This is a genomic window from Qipengyuania gaetbuli (assembly GCF_009827315.1).
In the GTDB taxonomy this organism is placed as follows: Bacteria; Pseudomonadota; Alphaproteobacteria; order Sphingomonadales; family Sphingomonadaceae; genus Qipengyuania; species Qipengyuania gaetbuli.
Map to the genome: position 1 here is coordinate 1,366,134 of NZ_WTYF01000004.1, position 23,758 is coordinate 1,389,891.

At 65.3% G+C, this 23,758-nt stretch carries 23 protein-coding genes and 2 riboswitches; of the genes, 11 read left to right on the forward strand and 12 right to left on the reverse strand.

Going from position 1 to position 23,758, the window contains the following annotated elements:
• Positions 1-38 precede the first annotated feature (38 nt).
• The 4 genes from GRI42_RS09135 to GRI42_RS09150 are packed head-to-tail and all read left to right on the forward strand — an operon-like array spanning position 39 to position 2,758.
• On the forward strand, positions 39-1,532 hold the full coding sequence (locus GRI42_RS09135; protein ID WP_160608200.1) for a CoA-acylating methylmalonate-semialdehyde dehydrogenase: 1,494 nt from the start codon (positions 39-41) through the stop codon (positions 1,530-1,532).
• Positions 1,533-1,579: 47 nt separating this feature from the next.
• Positions 1,580-2,056 carry a hypothetical protein gene (locus GRI42_RS09140; RefSeq protein WP_160608201.1) on the forward strand — a complete coding sequence of 159 codons (477 nt, stop codon included), beginning with the start codon at positions 1,580-1,582 and terminating at the stop codon, positions 2,054-2,056.
• Position 2,057: 1 nt separating this feature from the next.
• A complete protein-coding gene (locus GRI42_RS09145; protein ID WP_160608202.1) occupies positions 2,058-2,354 on the forward strand; it encodes an I78 family peptidase inhibitor in 297 nt (98 codons plus the stop codon).
• On the forward strand, positions 2,351-2,758 hold the full coding sequence (locus tag GRI42_RS09150; protein ID WP_160608203.1) for a RidA family protein: 408 nt from the start codon (positions 2,351-2,353) through the stop codon (positions 2,756-2,758). The genes GRI42_RS09145 and GRI42_RS09150 overlap by 4 nt, the downstream gene beginning before the upstream one ends.
• Here GRI42_RS09150 and GRI42_RS09155 read toward each other — a convergent pair.
• Entirely contained in the window at positions 2,755-2,958 is a 204-nt protein-coding gene (locus GRI42_RS09155; RefSeq protein ID WP_160608204.1) for a YgaP family membrane protein, read from the reverse strand. The two genes, GRI42_RS09150 and GRI42_RS09155, sit on opposite strands and share 4 nt — an antisense overlap.
• 263 nt (positions 2,959-3,221) lie before the next feature.
• Here GRI42_RS09155 and GRI42_RS09160 point away from each other — a divergent pair, with 263 nt between their 5' ends.
• Genes GRI42_RS09160 through mmsB form a run of 5 tightly spaced genes read left to right on the forward strand, consistent with a single transcriptional unit; the run spans position 3,222 to position 7,367 of the window.
• On the forward strand, positions 3,222-4,367 hold the full coding sequence (locus tag GRI42_RS09160; RefSeq protein WP_160608205.1) for an acyl-CoA dehydrogenase family protein: 1,146 nt from the start codon (positions 3,222-3,224) through the stop codon (positions 4,365-4,367).
• Entirely contained in the window at positions 4,364-5,410 is a 1,047-nt protein-coding gene (locus tag GRI42_RS09165) for an enoyl-CoA hydratase/isomerase family protein (RefSeq protein WP_160608206.1), read from the forward strand. Before GRI42_RS09160 ends, GRI42_RS09165 begins: the two co-directional genes overlap by 4 nt.
• Positions 5,407-6,204 (forward strand): enoyl-CoA hydratase-related protein, encoded by a 798-nt coding sequence (locus GRI42_RS09170; RefSeq protein ID WP_160608207.1) that lies wholly within the window; start codon positions 5,407-5,409, stop codon positions 6,202-6,204. Before GRI42_RS09165 ends, GRI42_RS09170 begins: the two co-directional genes overlap by 4 nt.
• 12 nt (positions 6,205-6,216) lie before the next feature.
• Complete coding sequence (locus tag GRI42_RS09175; RefSeq protein ID WP_160608208.1) at positions 6,217-6,504, forward strand: hypothetical protein; 288 nt, start codon at positions 6,217-6,219, stop codon at positions 6,502-6,504.
• Positions 6,501-7,367: a 3-hydroxyisobutyrate dehydrogenase gene (gene mmsB, locus GRI42_RS09180; protein ID WP_160608209.1), complete on the forward strand. Its 867-nt coding sequence runs from the start codon at positions 6,501-6,503 to the stop codon at positions 7,365-7,367. The genes GRI42_RS09175 and mmsB overlap by 4 nt, the downstream gene beginning before the upstream one ends.
• On the opposite strand, the gene GRI42_RS09185 is transcribed toward mmsB, so the two are convergent.
• A complete protein-coding gene (locus GRI42_RS09185) occupies positions 7,354-8,076 on the reverse strand; it encodes an Nmad3 family putative nucleotide modification protein (RefSeq protein WP_160608210.1) in 723 nt (240 codons plus the stop codon). The two genes, mmsB and GRI42_RS09185, sit on opposite strands and share 14 nt — an antisense overlap.
• A 64-nt stretch (positions 8,077-8,140) precedes the next feature.
• On the opposite strand from GRI42_RS09185, the gene GRI42_RS09190 reads away from it, so the two are divergent.
• Positions 8,141-8,941, forward strand: coding sequence for an NTP transferase domain-containing protein (locus GRI42_RS09190; RefSeq protein ID WP_160608211.1), 801 nt, complete (start codon positions 8,141-8,143; stop codon positions 8,939-8,941).
• A 4-nt stretch (positions 8,942-8,945) separates the two neighbouring features.
• Here GRI42_RS09190 and gcvPB read toward each other — a convergent pair whose 3' ends face one another.
• The 10 genes from gcvPB to GRI42_RS09240 all read right to left on the reverse strand — a co-directional run bounded on the left by gcvPB (position 8,946) and on the right by GRI42_RS09240 (position 21,469).
• Positions 8,946-10,517 (reverse strand): aminomethyl-transferring glycine dehydrogenase subunit GcvPB, encoded by a 1,572-nt coding sequence (gcvPB, locus tag GRI42_RS09195; protein WP_160608212.1) that lies wholly within the window; start codon positions 10,515-10,517, stop codon positions 8,946-8,948.
• Complete coding sequence (gene gcvPA, locus GRI42_RS09200; protein ID WP_160608213.1) at positions 10,514-11,875, reverse strand: aminomethyl-transferring glycine dehydrogenase subunit GcvPA; 1,362 nt, start codon at positions 11,873-11,875, stop codon at positions 10,514-10,516. Before gcvPA ends, gcvPB begins: the two co-directional genes overlap by 4 nt.
• A gap of 38 nt (positions 11,876-11,913) precedes the next feature.
• The gene (gcvH, locus tag GRI42_RS09205) at positions 11,914-12,285 is read right to left on the reverse strand and encodes a glycine cleavage system protein GcvH (protein ID WP_160608214.1); all 372 of its coding nucleotides are present in this window, start codon (positions 12,283-12,285) and stop codon (positions 11,914-11,916) included.
• 3 nt (positions 12,286-12,288) lie between these two features.
• The gene (gene gcvT, locus GRI42_RS09210; RefSeq protein ID WP_160608215.1) at positions 12,289-13,464 is read right to left on the reverse strand and encodes a glycine cleavage system aminomethyltransferase GcvT; all 1,176 of its coding nucleotides are present in this window, start codon (positions 13,462-13,464) and stop codon (positions 12,289-12,291) included.
• Positions 13,465-13,518: 54 nt separating this feature from the next.
• Positions 13,519-13,625, reverse strand: a riboswitch (glycine riboswitch).
• Positions 13,626-13,720: riboswitch (glycine riboswitch) on the reverse strand.
• 85 nt (positions 13,721-13,805) lie between these two features.
• Positions 13,806-14,990, reverse strand: a complete 1,185-nt coding sequence (locus tag GRI42_RS09215) for a serine hydrolase domain-containing protein (RefSeq protein ID WP_160608216.1) — start codon at positions 14,988-14,990, stop codon at positions 13,806-13,808.
• 37 nt (positions 14,991-15,027) lie between these two features.
• Positions 15,028-15,969, reverse strand: coding sequence for a sulfite exporter TauE/SafE family protein (locus GRI42_RS09220; RefSeq protein ID WP_160608217.1), 942 nt, complete (start codon positions 15,967-15,969; stop codon positions 15,028-15,030).
• On the reverse strand, positions 15,945-18,551 hold the full coding sequence (metH, locus tag GRI42_RS09225) for a methionine synthase (RefSeq protein ID WP_160608218.1): 2,607 nt from the start codon (positions 18,549-18,551) through the stop codon (positions 15,945-15,947). Before metH ends, GRI42_RS09220 begins: the two co-directional genes overlap by 25 nt.
• Positions 18,551-19,591 (reverse strand): homocysteine S-methyltransferase family protein, encoded by a 1,041-nt coding sequence (locus GRI42_RS09230; protein WP_160608219.1) that lies wholly within the window; start codon positions 19,589-19,591, stop codon positions 18,551-18,553. Before GRI42_RS09230 ends, metH begins: the two co-directional genes overlap by 1 nt.
• A 1-nt stretch (position 19,592) precedes the next feature.
• Positions 19,593-20,492 carry a methylenetetrahydrofolate reductase [NAD(P)H] gene (metF, locus tag GRI42_RS09235; RefSeq protein WP_160609161.1) on the reverse strand — a complete coding sequence of 300 codons (900 nt, stop codon included), beginning with the start codon at positions 20,490-20,492 and terminating at the stop codon, positions 19,593-19,595.
• 17 nt (positions 20,493-20,509) lie between these two features.
• A complete protein-coding gene (locus GRI42_RS09240) occupies positions 20,510-21,469 on the reverse strand; it encodes an ArsR/SmtB family transcription factor (RefSeq protein ID WP_160608220.1) in 960 nt (319 codons plus the stop codon).
• 261 nt (positions 21,470-21,730) lie between these two features.
• On the opposite strand from GRI42_RS09240, the gene GRI42_RS09245 reads away from it, so the two are divergent.
• Positions 21,731-23,758: a glycoside hydrolase family 3 C-terminal domain-containing protein gene (locus GRI42_RS09245; RefSeq protein ID WP_160608221.1), complete on the forward strand. Its 2,028-nt coding sequence runs from the start codon at positions 21,731-21,733 to the stop codon at positions 23,756-23,758.

Genomic DNA, 23,758 nt, shown 5'->3' on the forward strand with positions numbered 1-23,758 from the left:
TTGCCAAGGCCGCTGGCAAGAAGAGAGAGGATTCCCCCATGCGTCAGGTTGACCATTTCATCGTCGGCGACAGCCCGGCTCCCGTTCGCAAGCACCAGATCTGGAACCCCTCCACTGGCGAGGTCCAGGCCGAGGTCGCGCTGGGCGATGCCGCCCTCCTGCAGCAGGCCGTCGATGCGGCGAAGAAGGTCCAGCCCGCCTGGGCCGCGACCAACCCGCAGAAGCGCGCGCGCGTGATGTTCGAATTCAAGCGGCTGGTCGAAGCCAACAAGCAGGAGCTGGCAGAACTTCTATCGAGCGAACACGGCAAGGTGGTGGAAGACGCGCATGGCGATGTGCAGCGCGGCCTCGAAGTGATCGAATTTGCATGCGGCATCCCGCAGGCGCTGAAGGGCGAATACACGCAAGGCGCAGGCCCCGGCATCGATGTATATTCGATGCGCCAGCCGCTCGGCATCGGTGCGGGCATCACCCCGTTCAACTTCCCGGCGATGATCCCGATGTGGATGTTCGGCATGGCGATCGCGGCGGGCAATGCCTTCATCCTCAAGCCGTCCGAACGCGACCCCAGCGTGCCGGTGCGCCTTGCCGAGCTGATGCTCGAGGCAGGCGCTCCCGAGGGGCTGCTGCAGGTCGTGCACGGCGACAAGGAAATGGTCGATGCCATCCTCGACCATCCCGATATCCCGGCGATCAGTTTCGTCGGCTCGTCCGACATCGCGCAGTATATCTACTCGTGCGGCGCGGCCAATGCGAAGCGCGTCCAGGCGTTCGGCGGCGCGAAGAACCACGGCATCGTAATGCCCGATGCCGATCTCGACCAGGTGGTGAACGACCTGGCCGGCGCGGCCTTCGGTTCGGCGGGCGAGCGCTGCATGGCGCTGCCCGTCGTGGTGCCGGTGGGCGAGGATACGGCGAACCGCCTGCGCGAAAAGCTGATCCCCGCCATCAACGCGCTGCGCGTTGGCGTCTCCAACGATCCCGATGCGCATTACGGACCCGTAGTTACGCCGGAGCACAAGGCGCGCGTCGAAGGCTGGATCGACACGGCCGAGAAGGAAGGCGCCGAAGTCGTCATCGACGGTCGCGGCTTCAGCCTGCAGGGCCACGAGAACGGCTTCTTCGTCGGTCCGACGCTGCTTGACCGTGTCACCACCGACATGGACAGCTACAAGGAAGAGATCTTCGGCCCCGTGCTCCAGATCGTGCGTGCCAAGGATTTCGAGGACGCCGTCCGCCTGCCGAGCGAGCACCAATACGGCAACGGCGTCGCGATCTTCACCCGCAACGGCCACGCCGCGCGCGAATTCGCGAGCCGCGTGAATGTCGGCATGGTCGGCATTAACGTGCCGATCCCGGTGCCGGTCAGCTATCACAGCTTCGGCGGCTGGAAGCGTTCGGGCTTCGGCGACATCGACCAGTACGGCATGGAAGGCCTGAAGTTCTGGACCAAGGCCAAGAAAGTCACCCAGCGCTGGCCGGATGGCGGCGGTGACGGGTCAAACGCCTTCGTCATCCCGACCATGGGATAAGAACCGGCCGCAGAGCGTTGGAAGGAAGCGTTTTCAAGGAGATATCGATGCGCTTCCTGCTCTCCGCCGCCCCGCTGCTGCTCCTGGCGGCCTGCTCTGACCCCGTGCGGGATACGGACAGGCAGGACGGCGGCGATGCTGCCATGCCGGTCGAACCCGGTGGCGGCATCGGCGACGGCGCGACGCCCCCTCCGGGTGCCCTTGTCTCGGACGATATTCCCGAGGCCTACCGCGGCATCTGGGACTATGTCGAGGGCACCTGCGACCCTGCGTCGGACCTGCGCATCGAGATCGCGCCCAAGTCGATCGCTTTCTACGAGGCGCGCGGCGAGGTTACGCGGGTCGAGATCGACAATCCGGACCGCATCGTCGTCTCGCTCGCGATGGAGGGCGAAGGCGAGAAATGGGAAATGGCGCGCCAGTTTACGCTGAGCGAAAACGCGACCATACTCACCCCGCGTTCAGTGAACGAGGAGCAATTCGAGCCCATGCCGCTCATGCGGTGCGATAGCCAAGGAGAATGAGATGCGCCTGATTTTCGCTGCGATGACCGCCCTTCCCCTTGCCGCCTGCGCCACGACGAGCGGCGCAGACGACCTGCCCGCCGCCCGCGCCGAAGGTTCGTGCAATGCGGCGGCGGCACAGGGCCACATCGGCCACACCGCCAGCCAGGGCATGGGCGCTGCGATCCTCAAGGACAGCGGCGCGCAGTCGCTGCGCTGGGGGCCGCCCGAATCGGCTTGGACGATGGATTACCGCCCCGACCGGGTGAACGTGCGCTACGACCGCGACATGAAGATCACCGAAGTCACCTGCGGGTGAGCGAGCGGCGGCACGCCTTCACCGGCTCACCCTACGAAGCACAGTTCGGGTTCGCGCGCGCGGTGCGCACCGGCAACCGCATCACCGTCGCCGGGACCGGACCGGTCGAGGATGACGGCTCCTCGACACAAGGCGGCGCTACGGAACAGGCCGCGCGCTGCTGCACGCTGATCCTGCGCGCTATCGAGGAACTCGGCGGCACGGCCGCAGACGTGGTGCGCACCCGAATGTTTCTGACCGACCCGGCCGACCAGGACGCGGTGGGCGAGGTCCACGCCCGTTTTTTCGGTGCGGCGAGCCCTGCAGCGACGATGGTCGGAGCCGCGTGGCTATGCCGCAGCGAATGGCGCGTCGAGATCGAGGCCGAGGCAATCCTCGGCGACGGAAGCTCGGGCGGCGCCTAGCCAGTCTTGCAGGTGCTGATTCCGAAGGGCAGGTAGGCCGGGCAGAACGAGACGAGGCTCGTCACCACGAAAATCGCCGCCACCACGTAGGCTATGGTGGCGAACAGGCCGGTGATCGTTCCGATCGCTGCAAGCGCCACGAGGACGACCGCGGCAATCAGGCGGGCGGTCTTGTCGAGCGATCCCATATTCTTGCGCATCACTGGTTCTCCTTCAGGCCAATTCTGGCCAGCAACGCCCCCTGTGGGGGGCCTGTCCAGACTAGGTGCAAACCGGGCTGCGACATTGATCTGGCGCAATATCGAACGCCGGGAATCGGCCCGAAATGCGAGGGCAACAAAGCTAGCTTGTCCGAGTGCGTACAGCAGTGATTGGAAAGCGGGGCCGCACTGCCCGGCAATCGTTCGCGTGCGAGGAGGCGCCCCCCTTCCCTCGGGCCTCCAGCGGCGCTAGAGCGCGGGCCATGACAGGACAATTCCAGCTCACCGAAGAACAGCTCGCGATCCAGGAGATGGCGCAGCGTTTCACCGCCGACAACATCACCCCGCACGCCGCGGAATGGGACGAGAAATCGCACTTCCCGCGCGACGTGATCCAGCAGAGCGCCGAGCTCGGCTTCGGGGCGATCTACGTGTCGGAAGAAAGCGGCGGCATCGGCCTCGGCCGGCTCGAGGCGGCACTGATCATGGAAGCCATGGCCTATGGCTGCCCGGCGACGAGCGCCTACATCTCGATCCACAACATGGCAGCATGGATGATCGACCAGTTCGGCGGCGCGGAAGTGAAGGCGAAATACCTTCCCGACCTCGTTACCATGGACAAGATCGCAAGCTATGCGCTCACCGAACCGGGCAGCGGCTCGGACGCGGCAGGGCTCAAGACGAGCGCCCGGCTCGATGGGGACCACTACGTCCTCAACGGCACCAAGCAGTTCATTTCGGGCGGCGGCTTCAACGACGTCTACGTGACGATGGTCCGCACCTCCGACCACAAGACCAAGGGCATAACCTGCCTTGTGATCGACAAGGACACGCCCGGCATGTCCTTCGGCAAGCCGGAGAAGAAGCTGGGCTGGAATGCCTCGCCCACCGCGCAGGTCATTTTCGAGGATGCGCGCGTACCCGTCGCCAACCGCGTGGGTGACGAAGGCGAGGGCTTCCGCTTTGCCATGATGGGCCTCGACGGCGGCCGCCTGAACATCGGCGCCTGTTCATTGGGCGGGGCGCAGCGCTGTCTCGACGAAGCGGTAGCATACACCAAGGACCGCAAGCAGTTCGACACGCCGATCGCGGATTTCCAGAACACGCAGTTCATGCTCGCCGATATGGCGACCGAGCTGGAAGCGGCCCGCGCCCTGCTCTACCTCGCCGCAGCCAAGGTGACCGACGGCGCGCCGGACAAGAGCAAGTACTCCGCCATGGCCAAGCGCCTTGCGACCGACAGCGGATCGAACGTGGTCAACAACGCGCTCCAGCTGTTCGGCGGCTACGGCTACCTGCGCGAATACCCGATCGAGCGCTTCTGGCGCGACCTGCGGGTGCATTCGATTCTCGAAGGCACCAACCAGGTGATGCGCATGATCGTGGGACGGGACCTGCTTCGCCAATGACCGACGATATCAACATTCACCGCCACGGCGCGGTCGGCCACCTTTCGCTGAACCGACCCAAGGCGCTGCACGCGCTGACGCTCGACATGTGCCACGCGATGAGCGCGGCGCTGAGGGAATGGGCGGGCGACGACGCCGTCGAGGCCGTGGTGCTCGACCATGCAGAGGGACGCGGCTTCTGCGCGGGCGGGGACATCAACCTGCTGCGCAATTCTGCGCTGAACGACGGCGGCGCATCGGGCCGCGCCTTCTTCCACGACGAGTACCAGCTCAACCACCAGATGATGACCTATGACAAGCCGATCGTGGCTTTCATGGACGGCATCACCATGGGCGGCGGCGTGGGCATCGCCCTGCCTGCCAAATACCGCGTCGCGACCGAACACACCCGCTTCGCCATGCCGGAGACGGGCATCGGCCTGTTCCCGGACGTTGGCGGCGGCTGGCACCTTTCGCGCCTCGGCGGACGGCTCGGCCAGTTCCTCGCGCTGACCGGCGCGCGGCTCGACGGGGCCGAATGCCTGTGGGCGGGCATCGCAACGCACTACCTCCCGGCCGAGAAACTGCCCGAGGCGAAGGCCCGCATCATCGAGCACCCGGGCCGCATCGCCGGCATCCTTTCGGAGCTTTCGGTGACGCCCCCACCGGCCCGGATCGAGGGCAATGCCGACAAGATCGCCAAGCATTTCGCCTCCGACCGCTACGAGGATATCCTCGCCAGCCTCGAGGCGGACGACAGCGACTGGGCGGCCAAGGAACTGGCGACGCTCGGCACGAAAAGCCCGCAAACCTGCAAGGTTGCGCTGCGCCAATTGGCCGAAAGTCAAAATCTCGACAATTTCGCCGACAACATGGCGATGGAGTACCGCATCGCTTCCCGCGTCCTGACTCGCCCTGATTTTGCCGAGGGCGTGCGCGCGGTGATCGTGGACAAGACGAACGACCCCAAATGGGATCCGGCGACGCCCGAGGGCGTGAGCGATGAACTGCTCGATCAGATCTTCGCCCCGCTTCCCGCAGACGAGGAATGGAAACCCCTATGAGCCCTACAACCTCAAACTACGAGACCATCACCGTCGAACAGCGCGACGCCGTCACGCTGATCACCTTGAACCGCCCGCAGGCGCTCAATGCACTCAACAGCAAGGTGCTCGAAGAACTGATCGAGGCTTTAGCCGCCTACCAGGCCGATGCCAGCCAGCTGTGCGCGGTCCTGACCGGATCGGGCGACAAGGCCTTTGCCGCCGGCGCCGACATCAAGGAAATGAGCGAGAAAGCGGCGGCCGATTTCTACCTCGACGATTTCTTCAGCCCGTGGACGAGCGAGATCGTCAAGAAGACCCGCAAGCCGTGGATTGCCGCGGTCAACGGCTTCGCGCTGGGCGGCGGGTGCGAGCTCGCCATGATGGCCGACTTCATCATTGCGAGCGAGAACGCCAAGTTCGGCCAGCCCGAAATCAAGCTGGGCGTGGCACCCGGCATGGGCGGCAGCCAGCGCCTGACCCGCGCCATCGGCAAGTCGAAGGCCATGGAGATGTGCCTCACCGGCCGCATGATGGGCGCCGAGGAAGCAGAGCGCAGCAACCTCGTCGCACGCGTCGTGCCGCATGACAGCCTGCTCGACGAAGCCATGAAGACCGCCGCGCAGATCGCTGCCATGCCGCCCATGGCAGCCATCGCGAACAAGGAAATGGTCAACGCAGCATTCGAGACGAGCCTGGACCAGGGCCTGATAGTCGAGCGCCGCATCTTCCAGATCCTCACCGCGAGCGAGGACAAGCAGGAAGGCATGGCCGCCTTCATCGAAAAGCGCGAGGGCAAGTGGAAGGGTAGGTAAGGGACAGAGCACATGCTCATATTCCCGCCCTACTTCTTTCTCATCCTTGCGATCATAGGCTTCGTAATCGGTTACGTGCTTGCCTGGTTCACCCAACGGCCGGTGCGCTCTATCGGTGTCGGGGTATTCGGCGTAGTATTTGTCGGCCTTTTCATCCTGGACTGGACGATCCCGGACCAGCCCGCCGATGCGATATGGCTGATTGCGATGCTAGGTGCGCTCTATGGGACCGCGACAGGACTTCCCGCACTGTTCGGCGCTGCGGTCGGGCGGAATTTGAAGAAGGAAATGCTCAAATGAAAATCGCCTTCATCGGCCTCGGCAACATGGGCGGCGGGATGGCCGCGAACCTCGTCAAGGCGGGGCACGAGGTGAACGCATTCGACCTGTCCGAAGCGGCGCTTGCAGCGGCCAAGGAGAATGGCTGCGCGACCTTCACCGATGCCAGCGAGGCCGTGCAGGGCGTCGACGGCGTCGTGACCATGCTGCCCAATGGCGGGATCGTGAAATCGGTCTACGAAGGCAGCGTGATCGGCAAGGCACCGGCAGGCGCGGTCCTGCTCGACTGCTCGACCATCGATGTCGCCACCGCAAAGGAAGTCATCGCTAAGGCGGAGGCAGCCGGATACGACATGGTCGACGCGCCCGTTTCGGGCGGTATCGCGGCAGCCAATGGCGGCACGCTCACCTTCATGGTCGGTGGCACCGACAAGGCGTTCCAGCGCGCCAGCGAAGTGCTCGACCCAATGGGCAAGGCCGTGATCCACGCAGGCGATGCAGGTGCGGGCCAGACTGCCAAGATCTGCAACAACATGCTGCTCGCCATCACCATGATCGGCACTGCCGAGGCCATGACCATGGCGAAGAAGCTCGGCCTCGACCCGCAGAAGTTCTACGAGATTTCCAGCGTGTCGAGCGGCTACAACTGGTCGCTCAATGCCTACACGCCGCTACCCGGCGTTGGCGTGCAGAGCCCGGCGGACAATGACTACCAGGGCGGATTTGCCACCGCGCTGATGCTCAAGGACCTGCGGCTCGCGATGGAGGCCGCTGCCAGCGTCGATGCGACGACCGTCCTTGGTTCGCAGGCGGCGGAGATCTACGAGGCTTTTGCCGAGCAGAACGGCGCACTCGATTTCTCGGCAGTGATCAAGACCCTCTGATTTCCTCGATGATCGCCGCGAGCCAGTCTCGCGGCGCTTTCCGGCGTCCGATATCGGCCACGAATTCCTGCCCGCGCGCGACGCTGCGCAGGCGGCCTCCGCGCAGCCAGCGATCGGGCCGGTCGTGATAGCTCAGGCCGCCGGGCTTCAGCCACGCCGGCCGGTGCCAGATCGATGGCGGTCCTTCTTGCACCGTAAGCCGCAAGGCATCGCTCGCCCGCGCCGCTACCTGCCCGTGTCCCGAATAGACGGTGTCGTTGCTGCCATGCATGGCGAGCGCGTGCGGATGGCCGCGTTCGACCAGCCAATCGGGCGCTCCGCCAGCGAGCGGGATGATGTCCTCGATCTCGAGAAAGCCGAAAATCCGGTGGTGCGGATCGCCGCCATTTTCGCGGAAGAGGCCGAAGAAGAGGAACACGTCCCCCACTCCCACGCCGCGGTTTTCGAGATGGGTTTGTGCCGCCCCGACCTGGCCGAACAGGCAGCGTCCTTTCTCCACGAACATGGGATCGTGGTGGCAGGCCTCCTGCGCGCCATACCGGCCGCGGCTTGCCGCGTGGGCATGGTCGCCAAGGCCGAGATCGCCATACGTCGTATCCGAAGCCGCGCCAGCGGGGATCGGCAGGCTGACAGGCGCGCCGCCCACGATAGGCGAAGGTCCTCCGCCTGCCGCGCTATCGAAGCCCTTCCTGCTGAAGATGATCCGCATGACGCTCTCGCTGCCCGTCGGCACAGGTCATGACAAGAGGCCTGTTGCTGGTTAGAGCCACATTATGAGCCTGAACGAGAACCAAAAAGTCACTGCTCTGGTCCTGGCCGGCAAGCGCTCGGGAGCGCTCGACCCCTTGGCCGAGGCGGCGGGTGTCGCGCAAAAATGCGTCGTCCCGGTCGCGGGAAAGCCGCTGATCGAACACGTGGTCACTGCCCTGGCGCATTGCCCCGAGGTGAGCAGCATCCGCGTGGTCGCGCACGAGCCTGACGAAATCGCTGCAATCGATGCGGTCGCGGCGCTGGTCGCGCAAGGCCGCCTCACTTTCCGGACCGGCGCACACAATCTCGTCGACAGTATCTTTGCAGGCGCGGAAGGAGCCTCGTTCCCGCTTGTCGTCACCACCGCCGACAACTGCTTGTGGCGGGCCGAAGATTATTCCGAATTCATCGCCAAAGCGCTGTCCGCCGGAGCCGACGCCGGCGCCGCCCTCGCCCGCAAGGAAGACGTGCAGGCCGCCGATCCGCGCGGACAGGCGAAATTCTACCAGTTCGCCGATGGTGGCTTTTCCAATTGCAACACCTACTGGGTCGGCAGCGAAAAGGCGCTGAAGGCTGCCGAAGTCATGCGCGGCGGCGGGCAGTTCGTGAAGCACCCGATGCGCATCGCGCAGGCCTTCGGCTTCATGAACCTGATCCGCTTCTACCTCGGCAACGGCACGCGCGAGAAGCTGTTCGGCCAGGTCGGCCGCCGCATGGGACTGAAGATGGAACCGGTCGTCATGTCGAGCGGCACATGCGCCATCGACGTCGACAACCGGCGCACCTGGGAGGTCACCGACCGGTTGCTGCGCGAACGCAGCTGACCGGTCAGGCCATGTTCGGGTCGTTCCAGGCGAGCACCGGCTTGCGGGCGGCCTGGGTTTCGTCGAGGCGGCGACGCGGCGCGTAGTGCGGCGCGGTCTTCATCGTCTCGTCACCCGCCTTCGCCCGTTCCGCAACGCTGCGCAGCGCCATGATGAACTGGTCGAGCGCCGCCTTGCTCTCGGTCTCGGTCGGCTCCACCAGCATCGCGCCATGCACCACCAGCGGGAAATACATGGTCATCGGGTGGTAGCCCTCGTCGATCAGCGCCTTGGCGAGATCGAGCGTCGAGAGGCCCTCTGCAAAACCGTCGTCCGAGAACAGCGCCTCGTGCATGCACGGGCCGCTCGGCCCGAAAGGTGCATCGAGCACGTCGTCTAGGCTACGCAGGATGTAGTTGGCGTTGAGGACCGCGTCTTCCGCCACCTGCTTGAGACCGTCCGCGCCGTGGCTGAGGATATAGGTCAGCGCGCGGGTGAACATGCCCATCTGCCCGTGGAAGGCGGTCATGCGGCCGAAGGCCTGCACATGGCCGTAATCGGCAGCGTTCTCTTCCTCGACGAGGTGGACCACTCCGTCGGCAGTGCGCGCCGTGAACGGCAGCGGACCGAAGGGCGACAGGGCCTCGGACAGCACCACCGGGCCCGAACCCGGGCCGCCGCCGCCATGCGGGGTGGAGAAAGTCTTGTGCAGGTTGATGTGCATCGCATCGACGCCGAGGTCACCGGGGCGGACCTTGCCGACGATGGCGTTGAAGTTCGCGCCGTCGCAATAGACGAACCCGCCCGCCGCGTGCACCGCGTCCGAGATCGCCTTCATGTCGCGCTCGAACAGGCCGCAGGTGTTGGGATTGGTGATCATCACCGCGGCAACGTCGGGGCCGAGGCGGGCCTTCAGGGCCTCCAGGTCGACGCGCCCTTCCGGGGTCGCGGGGATGTCTTCCACCTCGTAGCCGGCAAAGGCGGCGGTGGCGGGATTGGTGCCATGGGCGCTTTCGGGCACCAGCACGACCTTGCGCGCATCGCCGCGCGCTTCGAGAGCGGCGCGAATGCACAGGATCCCGCACAGTTCGCCATGCGCGCCTGCCTTGGGGCTCATCGCGACGCCGTGCATGCCGGTCAGCTCGATCAGCCAGTGAGCGAGCTCGTTGATGACTTCCAGCGCACCAGGCACGGTCTGCACCGGCTGGAGCGGATGGACATCGGCGAAGCCGGGCATCCGCGCGACCTTCTCGTTGAGGCGCGGATTGTGCTTCATCGTGCAGCTTCCGAGCGGGAAGAGGCCGAGATCGATGGCGTAGTTCTGGCGCGAGAGGCGCGTGTAGTGGCGCACGGTTTCCGGCTCGGACAGGCCGGGCAGGCCGATCGCTGCCGCACGCTCCAGATCGCCGAGGCGCGTGGCAGCGCCGGAAGGTTCGGGCAGGTCAACGCCGGTCGTCTCGACATGGCCGATTTCGAACAGCAGCGGCTCTTCGAGCATCAGCGCACGGTTGCCGGTCACGGTGTCGGGGCCGCTCATAGCGTTGTGGTCCTGGACAGGGGTGCCGGGCTTCCAGCCGGACTGGTTGGGCGCGTTCATGCGAGCACCTCCTCGAGCGCGGAGGCAAGGGTTTCGACGTCCTCCTCCGTGGTGGTTTCGGTGACCGCGACCAGCAGGCCGTCGGCCAGTTCCTCGTTGTCCGGATAAAGCCGGCCCAGCGACACGCCGCCGAGAATGCCGCGGTCGGCCAGCTTGCGCACGACCTTGCGCGCGTCCTGGCCGAGGCGGACGGTGAATTCGTTGAAGAAGCTGTCGTTGAGCACGCTCACGCCGGGGACCTTGGCCAGCCGGTCGGCGGCGTGGCAGGCGAGGCGGTGGTTTTCCATCGCCAGGCGGCGCAGGCCCTTCTCGCCGAGCAGCGTCATGTGGACGCTGAATGCGAGCGCGCAGAGGCCCGAGTTGGTGCAGATGTTGCTCGTCGCCTTCTCGCGGCGGATGTGCTGCTCGCGGGTCGAAAGGGTAAGCACGAAGCCGCGCTTGCCCTCGGCATCGACAGTCTCGCCGCACAGGCGGCCGGGCATCTGGCGCACGTGCTTGGGATCGCGCACCGCAAAAAGGCCGAGGTAGGGACCGCCGAACTGGAGGCCCACGCCGATCGACTGGCCTTCGCCCACAACGATATCCGCACCCTGCTCACCCGGAGATTTGATCGCCCCCAGCGCCACCGGTTCGGTGTTGACGACAATCAGCAGCGCGCCCTTTTCATGCGCGGCATCGGCGATCTGCTGCAGGTCGGGCAGGCGACCGAGGATGTCGGGATACTGGACCACGACGCAGGAGGTCTGGTCGTCGATCCGCGCGATCAGGCCGTCATTGTCGGGGTGAGCCTGCAGTGCCGGGCGCGCATGGGCGATCTCGTCCTCGGTGAACTTCGCCATGGTCTTGACGACCTCGGCATAGTGGGGGTGGAGCGCGCCCGAGAGTACGACGCGCTTCTTGCGCGTAACGCGCCCGGCCATGGCCACCGCTTCCCAGCACGCGGTCGAACCGTCGTACATCGAGGCATTGGCGACCGCACAGCCGTAAAGGCGGGCCACCTGCGTCTGGAATTCGAACAGCATCTGCAGCGTGCCCTGCGCGATTTCCGGCTGGTAGGGCGTGTAGGCGGTGAGGAATTCGCCGCGCTGGATGATGTGGTCGACGCTTGCCGGCACGTGGTGGCGATAGGCCCCTGCCCCGAGGAAGAAGGCCGCATCGGCCGCTGCGAGGTTCTTCTTCGACAGTTGCCGCATATGCTTTTCGACCGCCATTTCGCTGGCGTGCATCGGCAGGCCTTCGATCGGGCCGGACAGGCGCGCCGCTTCCGGCACGTCTACGAACAGCGCATCCATATCGGGTGCACCGATCTTTTCCAGCATGGCCGAACGGTCGGCATCGGTAAGCGGCAGGTAACGCATCTTGGAAAAACCCCTAGTGCCCTTTGCGGGCAGTCAGATCAGAGACCGTCGCAGAAGCTCTTGTAAGCAGCCTGGTCCATCAGGCCTTCGAGCTGCGACTTGTCGGAGACGGTCATGCGGAAGAACCAGCCGTCCTCTTCGGGCGAGCTGTTGACCAGTGCCGGATCGTCTTCGAGCGCGCCATTTGCTTCGGTCACTTCGCCGCTGATCGGCGCGTAGACGTCGCTCGCCGCCTTGACGCTTTCGACCACGGCGGCGTCCTTGCCCTTTTCGAGCATGGTGCCGACGCTCGGCAGTTCGACGAAGACGATGTCGCCGAGCTGGCCCTGTGCGTAATCGGTAATGCCGACCGTGGCGGTGTCGCCTTCGAGGTCGATCCATTCGTGTTCGTCGGTGAAGTAACGGGCCATGTGTCAGTTCCCTCTGTGATAGCGATGGGGGACGAAGGGCATGGGTACGACCTTCGCCGGCAGTCTCTTGTTACGAACCTCGATCTCGACCTCGGTTCCCGGTTCGGTATGGCTTTGCGCCAGATAGCCCATGGCGATGGGCGCGCAGAGCGTGGGCGAGAAGCCGCCGCTGGTGATGCGGCCGATCTGCTTGTCGCCGTCGAACACCAGCGCACCTTCGCGGGCGGGCAGGCGCCCTTCAAGCGAGAGGCCGACGCGCTTCTCCGCCGGACCTTCGTTGAAGACCTTCATCACGGCCTCGTGGCCCATCCAGCCACCTTCCTCGCGGCGCTTCTTGGTCAGCGCGAAGACGAGATCGGCGGATACCGGATCGGTTTCGGTAGTGATGTCGTGGCCGTAAAGGGGGAGGCCCGCTTCGAGGCGCAGGGAATCGCGCGCGCCGAGGCCGACCGGGCGAACCTCGATTTCGGCACACAGGCGATCGCACAGGCTCTCGGCGAATTCGGCGGGCACGGAAATCTCGAACCCGTCCTCGCCGGTGTAGCCCGCGCGCGTGATTCGCAGTGGCCATTCACCGAAGTCGTACGTCACGCTTTCCATGAAGACCATGTCGTCGATGACGTTGCGCATGACGCGGTTGAGCGCGGTCGCGGCATTCGGACCCTGCAGCGCGATCAGCGCCTGTTCGTCGAGATGGGTCAGGGTGATTTCGTCGGGCAGGTGCTCGCGCAGATGGGCGATGTCGTCCCATTTGGTCGCACCGTTGACGACGAGGTAATAGGCCGGATCGCCCCAGTGCCCTTCGGTGCCGGTCTCCTCGTCGGCTTCGATCCAGGGCGTGGCATTGGTGACCATGAGGTCGTCGATGATCCCGCCGTTCTCGTCGATCAGCAGCGAATAGCGCACTTTGCCCGGCTTCAGCGAGGCGATTGCGCCGGGCAGCAGCTTCTCGAGCTCTTCCGCCACGTTCTCGCCGGTCAGCATGAGCTGGCCCATGTGGCTCACGTCGAACAGGCCCGCCTGCGTGCGTGTCCATTCGTGTTCGGCAACGATGCCGTCGAACTGGATCGGCATTTCATAGCCGGCAAAGGGCACCATGCGCGCGCCCTTGCCGCGATGCCACGCGTCGAGCGGCAGCTTCTCGATTTCCTGCACAATGTCGTCGTTATCGTCGCTCAAGACCCGTCCTCAAAGCCAAGCATGGCAGCGCCCGGAGCGGACGCCGTTACAACCCATGCCCCCTCTGTCGGGTGACCTGAGAGACTGGCCTGCAAATGAGCAGGTTTACCCCTTCGGTGGCGCATCGCGACTGGCACGAAGCGCGCTTTCCAGAGTGTCGATGGCAGCGCACGGTCCTGAGGCCTGAGAGTTTCCGGGGCGGTTGCTCCTTCGGCGCTGGCGGGTGTCCCCGGACCAGCTCTCCCATGCGCGCCTGCCGCAGAATCGCTCCCGTGGCCGACGGGAAACGCCCTGCGCGATAAGCGGGGCGCGGTCAATTCCCTTGGGTAGCCGAAATGCGCCTATTTCCCCGCCCTCGCGGCCTTTCCCATCGCGCGGCGGACCAGCCTGACCTCTTCGGGTGCAAAACCGCCTTCGTCGGGCGCGGTGCGGTCGGGCACGGAGGAGGTGAAATAGGCGATGCCGCGCCCCCCGACCGGATCGAACCACAAGCCCGATCGCAGGCCATAGGCCTCTCCTGCATGGCCGACATAGGCCTTGCCGTCCCCGACGAGTGCGTCGGCACAGGGCGCGGGTCGCATCTGGATTGCCTGGAAGCCCAGTGCGTAGGCGCAGAAGAAGTCTTCTTCGTTCGGGGCGACAAGGCCCAGCGAAGTGCCGATCTGGCCCCAGCGGCGCGCCGAGACCACGCGTTCATCGACCGTGACCAGCGCTTGGCCGAGCCGTGCAAGGTCGAGCATCCCGATCCTCACCCCGCCCTGCGGCGAGAAGATCGAGGCATTGGTGCCCGGCACATAACCGTCGAGCGTACAGGGGATGCCCTCGGCGACGGGGAAAGTACAGTTGGGCGGGAGGTCTGCGGCATCGTCGCGCGCCACTTCGCCCGTGCTGCGATAGAGCGTCACGGCCAGCGCAATGGTGTCCGGCTCGCAGCCGATCCAGTTGAGACAGGCATCGATGCCGAGCGGGGCAAAGACCAGCCGGTCGACGAGGCGGTCGTAGCGCTCCCCGCTCGCCGCCTCGAGCACGGTTGCCACCACGGGCGAGCCGAGATTGGCATATTCGAACGGCGCTTCGCCGGGCGGGGCCTCGGCATACCATGCGCCGGGTTCGGAAAGCTTCGCCTCGAGGCTTTCGCCGAGCGGGATGACATAGCCTGCACCGTCGCGCAGGCCGGAGCGGTGGGACAGGATCTGCGCGACCGTAACCGGTGCGTCGGGAAAGGCGGGATTGCGCAATTTCCAGCCGAGATAGCGTGACACGTCGGCGTAGGGATCGAACTTGCCTTCGTCCGCCAGCTTCATCGCGGCGAGCGCCATGACCAGTTTCGAAATGCTCGCAATCCGCACCGGATCGTTCGCTTGGACCGCCCTGCCGCTGTCGCGGTCGGCCAGCCCCTCCACGATAATCGGCTCCGCGCTCTCCGCATCGAAGACCACGGCAACCGACGCGGGCCGTTGCTGCGCCGGCAGGCTTGCGCAGGCCGGCAGCATCACGAGGGCGGCAATGGCAGGAGCGATCCGCATGGTAGGCGACGATTGCCGCACCCTGCGCGCCTGTCAATCAGGCGCGGTTGAGCCAGAGGAGATAGAGTGCCGAGAATACGATCCATCCGCCATCCAGCGTCTTCAGCCGCCGCGCGCCGAGCCACAGGGCTATGGGGCGCGCAAGGAAGCCGCCTAGTGCCGCACCGGGCCCTGCAAGCAGCACGACTTCCCACTGTATGGTGCCCGCATCGATATGCCAGATAGCGCCACTAATGACGCTGACCGAGGAGATCAGGCAGGCGGCACCCGTGCAAAGCAGCACCGGATAATGCCGGATGAAGAGATAGAGCGCGACCAGTTCGCCGATCCCGACGGAGAACAGGGCAGTGAGCACGCCGCCCGGGATCGCCAGGAGCAGCAGCACCATCAGGTCGAAGCGTTCGAGCCGTTCCTTCTCTGGCCGCGCGAGATTGACCGTCCATGTGGAGGCGATCAGCGCAATGCCGAGCAGGATCGAAAAGCCCTTGTAACCCATCAGCACCGCATGCTGGTCGAACGACGTCAGCCGCTGGGTCAGAAGCATGGCCGGCAGCGACAGGGCCAGGACGGCAAGCGCGACGGTGAAGAAATCGCGGGGCAGCACCTTCGCGTGCAGCGGCTCCGGCTCGGGCTGGTGATAGAGGCGATCGGTCCAGCGCAGCGCGCCCATCGTCATGCCGAAACTCTGGATGCACATGGAGACGCCGACCACCTGCAGCGGCTGCAGGTCCATCACGCTCCATTCGCGCAGTGCGTTGAAGACCGGCACGAAAACTACGCCGCCGCCGGTGCCCGAGGTGTTCGCGATGATCGCTCCGATGACGCCGATGCCGGGCAGGAACCACAGCCGCGCCATCAGCTCCGGGTCGAAGGGAACGGAAAGCAAAAGCAGGGCATAGGCGACCAGCAGCACGCAGCCGCCGATCACCACCAACCGCCCCTTGGGCAGCGCGCTCAGTCCAGATTGGGTCGCAGCCATCTCTCGGCCGTCGCAATATCTACGCCGCGGCGGCGCGCATAGTCTTCCAATTGGTCGCGCCCGATGCGGGCGACGCCGAAATACTGGCTTTCGGGATGACCGAAGTAGAAGCCGCTGACTGCCGCCGTCGGATACATGGCGAAATTCTCGGTCAGCGTGATGCCGGTGCGCTCTTCCGCCTCCAGCAGGTCGAACAGGACCGGCTTCAGGCTGTGGTCGGGACAGGCGGGATAGCCCGGCGCCGGACGGATGCCGCGGTATTCCTCCTTGATCAGCGCTTCGTTGGTGAGCTGTTCCTGCGGCGCATAACCCCACAGGTCGGTGCGCACGTGCTGGTGCAGCGCTTCTGCAAAGGCTTCGGCGAAACGGTCGGCCAGCGCCTTCAACAGGATGTCGGAGTAATCGTCCTTGTCTTCGATGAAGCGCTTCGAATGCTCCTCGATACCGTGGATGCCGACGGCAAATCCGCCAAGCCAGTCACCGGCCGGATCGATGAAATCGGCGAGGCACATGTTCGCGCGGTCGCGGCTCTTCTTCACTTGCTGGCGCAGGAAGGGCAGGACGGTATGCGTTTCGCCCTCCGGATCGTGGATGGTCACGTCGTCCCCGTCGCGCGCGCAGGGCCAGAAGCCGGCAACACCCCGTGCGGTCAGCCATTTGCCCTCGATGATCCGGTCGAGCATCGCATTGGCATCGGCGAACAATTGCTGCGCCGTTTCGCCCACCACCTCGTCCTTGAGGATGGCGGGATAGGTGCCGTGCAATTCCCAGGCGCGGAAGAACGGGGTCCAGTCGATATACTGGCGAAGATGGGCAAGATCCCAGTCCTCGAACGTGTGCAGCCCCGGCTTCAGCGGCGGGGCGGCCTTGTCCGACAGGAACGCGTCGTAGAAATTGGCCCGCGCTTCCTCGAGGCTCAGCAATACGCTCTGGCCCTTGCCTGCTCGCGCGTCGCGGACCTTCTCGTATTCGGCGGCAGTCGTATCGACGAATTCGTCGCGCTGCGTGTCCGAGAGCAGGCGGCTGGCCACGCCGACCGCGCGGCTCGCATCGAGCACGTGGATCACCGGCCCGTCATAGGCAGGATCGATGCGCAGGGCCGTGTGGACCTTGCTGGTGGTCGCACCGCCAATGAGCAGCGGCATGGTCATGCTGGCACGGTTCATCTCCTCGGCAACGGTGACCATCTCGTCAAGCGAGGGGGTGATGAGGCCCGACAGGCCGATCATGTCGGCATCGTTCTCGTTCGCTGCCGCCAGGATCTGCGACCACGGCACCATCACGCCAAGATCGATCACCTCGTAGCCATTGCACTGCAGGACCACGCCGACGATGTTCTTGCCGATATCGTGGACGTCGCCCTTCACCGTGGCCATGACGATCCGGCCCTTGGCCTTGGCGCCTTCTTCCTTCTCCGCTTCGATGAAGGGGATGAGGTGGGCGACCGCCTTCTTCATGACGCGGGCGGATTTCACCACCTGCGGCAGGAACATCTTGCCGCTGCCGAAGAGGTCGCCGACGACGTTCATGCCGTCCATCAGCGGGCCTTCGATGACTTCGATCGGACGGTCGAACTGCTGGCGGGCTTCTTCCGTATCGTCAACGACATGGGCATCGATGCCCTTGACCAGTGCGTGCTCCAGCCGGCGGGCAACCGGCCAGCCGCGCCATTCCTCTTCTGCCTTCTCGTCGGCCGCGCTCTTGCCGCGATAACTTTCGGCAAGCGCGATCAGGCGCTCGGTCGCGTCGGGACGGCGCATCAGGATCACGTCCTCGCACGCTTCGCGAAGCTCGGGGTCGATCTGGTCGTAGACGTCGAGCTGGCCCGCATTGACGATCGCCATGTCGAGGCCGGCGGGGATCGCATGGTAGAGGAAGACCGAATGCATCGCCCGGCGCACCGTCTCGTTGCCGCGGAAGCTGAAGGAGAGGTTCGACAGGCCGCCGCTGGTCCGCGCATGGGGGCAGCGCGCCTTGATCTCGCGCACCGCCTCGATGAAATCGAGACCGTAGCGGTCATGCTCCTCGATCCCCGTTGCCACGGCGAAGATATTGGGATCGAAGATGATGTCTTCGGGCGGGAAGCCGATGCCGGTCAGCAAGTCATAGGCGCGCGCGCAGATTTCGACCTTGCGGCCCTTCGTATCGGCCTGTCCCTTTTCATCGAAGGCCATCACGACCACGGCAGCGCCGTAATCCATGCACTTGCGCGCATGCTCGAGAAAAGCGTCTTCGCCCTCCTTCATGCTGATCGAATTGACGATCGGCTTGCCCGACACGCACTTGAGGCCCGCTTCGATCACCTCCCATTTGGAGCTGTCGATCATCACCGGCACGCGGGCGATATCGGGCTCGGCGGCGATGAGCTTGAGGAAGGTCGTCATCGCCCGCTCGGCATCGAGCAGGCCCTCGTCCATGTTGACGTCGATGACCTGCGCGCCGTTCTCGACCTGCTGGCGCGCGACCTCGACTGCCTTTTCGTAATCGTCGGCAAGGATCAGCTTCTTGAACGCCGCCGAACCGGTGACGTTGGTACGCTCGCCGATATTGACGAAGCGGGCAGTGGTGTTGCTCTGGGTCATCAGGCGGCAATCGTGAAAGGTTCGAGGCCCGCAAGGCGCATGTCGGGCGAAATCTCAGGAAGCTGGCGAGGGGGCAGCCCCTTCACCGCTTTCGCCATGGCCGCGATGTGTGCGGGCGTGGAGCCGCAGCATCCGCCCAGCGCATTTATTCGGCCATTCTCCGCCCAGACCCGGGTCAGCGCCGCGGTTGTCTCAGGAACCTCGTCATATTCGCCCAGGTCGTTCGGAAGCCCTGCGTTGGGGTAGGCCATCAAATAGGTGTCCGCGATACTCGAAAGGATCTGGACGTGCGGCCGCAATTGTTCGGCACCGAAACTGCAGTTGAGGCCGATTGTCAGCGGTTTCGCGTGGCGCACGGTATACCAGAAGGCCTCCACCGTATGACCCGAAAGGTTCCGGCCCGACAGATCGGTCAGGGTGAGCGAGATCATCAGCGGAATATCGCGGCCAAGTTCGCGCTCCAGTTGCTTGACCGCCATGATCGCGGCCTTGCAATTGAGCGTGTCGAACACCGTTTCGACCAGGATGAAATCCGCGCCGCCTTCCAGCAGGGCGCGGCATTGCTCGACATAGACGTCGACGATCTCGTCAAAGGTCACTTCGCGGAAACCCGGGTCCTCGACATCGGGAGAAAGTGACAGCGTCTTGTTGGTCGGGCCGACCGCTCCGGCAACGAAGCGGGCGACACCGTCGCCTCGCGCATCGACGGCTTCGCGGATGATGCGGGCGGCAGACACGTTGATGTCGTGTACCAGCCCTTCGGCGCAGTAGTCCGCTTGGCTGATCCGGTTGGCATTGAAGGTATTGGTCGCAAGGATGTGCGCGCCGGCGTCGATGTAGCTGTCGCAGATCGCGCGGATGACCTGCGGCTGGGTCAGGTTGACGAGATCGTTATTGCCCTTCTGGTCATGGGTCAGCCCGGTGTCGCCGGCATAGTCTTCCGCTGCCAGCTTCGCGCGCTGGATTTCGGTCCCGTAAGGGCCATCCTTGATCAGTATGGCATTTGCTGCGGCAGCTTCGAATTCTTCACGCTTCGACATGTCAGGCCTTCGGGCGCAGGCCGAGCATATGGCAGATCGCATAGCTCAGCTCGGCGCGGTTGAGGGTGTAGAAGTGGAACTGGCGCACCCCGCCCGCATAGAGGCGGCGGCACAGTTCGGCAGCGATCGTGGCGCTCACCAGCTGGCGCGCCTCGGGGCGGTCGTCGAGACCGTCGAAAAGCCCCTCCATCCAGTGCGGGATTGCCGTGCCGCATAGGCCCGACATGCGCTGGACGGCAGCGAAGCTGAGCACCGGCATGATGCCCGGGACGATCTCGCCCTCGATCCCGGCCGCTGTCGCGCGATCACGGAATTCGAAGAAGCACTGCGGATCGAAGAAGAACTGGGTGATGGCCCGCGTCGCGCCGACATCGAACTTGCGCTTGAGATTGTCGAGATCGGCCTGGCGATCAGGCGAATCCGGATGCACCTCGGGATAGGCGGCGACCGAGATTTCGAAATCGGCCACCTTCTTGAGGCCCGCGATCAGCTCGGCCGCATTGGCATAGCCGCCGGGATGCGGCGTATAGGCGGATCCGCCTTCCGGCGGATCGCCGCGCAGGGCGACGATGTGCCGCACGCCTTCTTCCCAGTATTCGCGTGCCACGGCATCGACCTCTTCGCGCGTGGCGTTGACGCAAGTCAGGTGGGCAGCGGCGGGCATCGCGGTTTCGTTGACGATCCGGCGCACGGCGGCATGGGTCCGCTCGCGCGTGGAGCCGCCCGCGCCATAGGTCACCGACACGAAGCGCGGACGGAGCGGAGCAAGCGTTTCGACGCTGTGCCACAGGGTTTGCGCCATCGCCTCGGTCTTCGGGGGGAAGAACTCGAAGCTGACGTCGATATCGCCGGGCAGGCCGGAGAAGAGCGGCGCTTCGAGCGCGCGCTGGGCTTCGCGCATCTGGTCGAGCGTGGGGCTCACGAGGCTTTCCTTCCTGCGGCCACGCGGCGCTGCGCGACCCAAATCTTCACGGCCAGTTCGCCGTCTGCGAGGGCAATCGGGGCTTCAGGGTCGAACCCTGCATCGGTCAGCAATCCTGCCATCTGCTCGTCGGAAAAGCCGAGGCGGGCATGGGCATGGCGTTCGCGCAGTTCCTCGCGCTGGTGAGCGGCGAAGTCGACGATGGCGACCCGTCCGCCGTTGCGCGTCACGCGGGCGGCCTCGGCCAGGACGGTCGCCGGATTCTGGGCGAAATGCAGCACTTGGTGGAACAGAACTGTATCGAAACTCGCAGGGGCAAACGGTAGCTGGGCGAAATCGCCCTGCACCAGCTCGACCCGCTCGGTCGGCAGGTGCTGGAGCTTCGCGCGGGCAACGCGCAACATCGCCAGGCTCTTGTCGAGCGCGACGATATGGTCCGCCCCTTCCGCGAAAAGTTCCGCCATGCGGCCCGTGCCGGTTCCGATATCGAGCAGCCTGCCAAGCCGGTTGTCACCAAGCGCCCCGCGCAATGCCGTCTCCACCTCCGCGTCGGAAGAATGCAGCCGGCGTAGCTCGTCCCAATCATGCGCATGATCAGCGAAATACTGTTCGGCCTGCTCTTGCCGCGCGGCACGGATTTCCGCCAGCTTGCGGCGATCGTCTTCGCACAGGCCCGCAAACTCGGCATCGGCGCGTTCGGCGGCCTCCAGCAATTTGAGCACTTCGCTGCATAACGCCCCGTCGGCGCGGGCGCGCAGGAATATCCAGCTTCCCTCGCGGCGGCGCTCGGCAAGGCCGGCATCGCACAGGATGCCGATGTGGCGCGAAACGCGCGGCTGGCTCTGCCCCAGGATCTGCGCAACCTCGCCCACGGCGAGCTCCATCGAGCCGAGGATGCGCAGAATGCGCAGTCGGGTCGGATCGGAAAGCGCGCGGAAGATGCTCTCAGTTCGCATGAGGGAACATATAAAGATATTTTTATATCTGTAAACGTAGCAAAACCGCAGTCGCCGAAAGGTGTCCTGCGTGCGACCGGCAAGGCCTTGGCGCTAACGGGAAATTTACCACCAGCCGCCAGAATTCTCCGCGAACCGTTCGCGGGGGCCCGTTCCCCGCATCCACCCCGTGCCTGCGGAGGGACAGATGGCGAAGCGCTCCCGCTCCCGGCCGATGCCGGCGCGACTGCCCCTCACGGGCAGGCGGGCGGAGGCGCGCGCATGATCCATCTGCTGCCCGACAGCGATTGCGAACGCGTGATATCCGACCTGCTCGCTTACATGACGGTCGAGGAAAAAGCGGGCCAGCTCGCCATAGTCCAGGCGCCCGATCCCCAGGACCGAGCGGAAACCGAAGCCTTTGCCCGTGCCATTCGCGAAGGACGCGTCACCGCCGTCGAAGGAATCGGCTCGAAACTTCAGGCGGAAGCCTTCCAGCAGATTGCGATCGAGGAATCCCGGCTGGGCATTCCCTTGCTCTTTCCCGCCGAAACGGCGACCGGCGTCGATACCATCTTCCCCGCACCGCTCGCTGCTGCCGCCAGTTTCGACATGGACGCGATCACCGCGGCGGAACAGGTCATTGCGGACGAGGCCCATTCCCGCGGGATCAACTGGGCGCTGGGTCCGGCAGCGGGATATCTGCGTCTCGGCAGGGGGGCCAGCCATGCTTCGTCCGCAGAGCAGGTCCACCTCGCAGCGCGGATCGCCGCGGCTCGGGTAAGGGGTCTGCAGGCAGCGGACGACACGTCGCGCGAAGGCGTCCTCGCCTGCCTCGACCTCTCACGCATCCTGGCCCCCTCGAGTACCGGAGGACGGCAGGAAATCGCCGACGCCCTGCGCATCGCTGCCCATGTCTCGCAGCAGGGCTACCTGGGCTCGATCTCGTTTGGCGGCGCCGACGCCCGCCACCGCAACGCATTGCAGCGGGCCTTCTCGTTCCTGCAGGGACCGGGAGCTTTCGAAGGCATGGTGCTGTCCGAATGGCAGACGCTGGCCGCTGCCGCGCGTGACAGCGAACACGTCGAGATCGGGGATTACATGCCCATCGACGCCATCGTCGCGGCCGTCGAAAAACGCCAGATCCCCCTCTCGCGCCTGGACGATGCAGCGGCCCGCGTCCTGCGGGCCAAATACGCACTCGGCCTGTTCAGCCTGCCGCTGGGACGCGAGGCGGTGCGCCGCCGGGGGTCGCTCCCAACCCCGATCCAGAACCGCCAGGCGGCGCTGGATCTCGCCAAGAAGTGCTGCGTGCTACTGCGCAATGAGCCGGCAATGCTGCCGCTCGGCGTCGATTCAGGTGACATCCTCGTCATCGGCAATTCCGCCAATGACCGGTCCCTTCCGGTCGCAGGACGCGGCGGCCCGGGTGCCAGCGTCATCGACGGGCTGGAACAGCTCGGCATTCCCTACAAGTTCGCGCCCGGCCTCGCCCTGCGGCGTGAGAACGGGACCGTCGGTCGGCTGGTCGAGGCCGACAGCATGGCCATCGGCATGGCCTGCGAAGCCGCCAAGCGCTCGCGCACGGTCGTGGTGGTGCTGGGCGAATGCGAGAACGGCAGGCTGGCGGAGGCGGAGCACCAACTCCTGTCCTCGCTGCGCACGGTCACCGAGCGAATCGTACTCGTCACGCTCGGCACGCTCCCGCTCGATCCGGTCGTGTCCGGCGGCCCATTGCCGGCAGTGCTTCATGCCGGCCAACTGGGCACGATGAGCGGCCATGCGATCGCGGAGATCCTGACCGGAGAGGCCGCGCCTTGCGGCAAGCTGCCCGTGGCCATCCCGGCGAGCGAGCATAATCGCGGGCTGCCTTTCGGACATGGCCTCAATTACGCCGATTTCGCGCTGACCGACCTAACACTCGACTTGGCGACCGACCACATCGTCGCCAGTGCCCAGCTGCGCAACACGGGCGAAGTCTCAGGGGTCGAGACAGTCCAACTGTTCGTCCGCCGCTATCGTGGACGCCACCTTCCCAGCCGGATGGAACTGCGCGATTTCGAGCGCGTCACGCTTGCGCCCGGAGAACGGCAAACGGTCCGTTTCGAGCTTGCCCGCGAAGAGGTCGGCGAGTTCCGCGAGGACGGCCGATTGGTCGCCGAAGGCGGCACGCTCGACATTCGCATCGGCCTTTCGGCGGGCCGCACTCTCGGCGGAGAGATCGAACTGCCCGAAGCCGTCGCGCGCGCCATGGGCGGCTTCGTCAAGGGTTTGCCCGGCAGTGCCGCAGACAGCCGCCGCCGCGCCTGA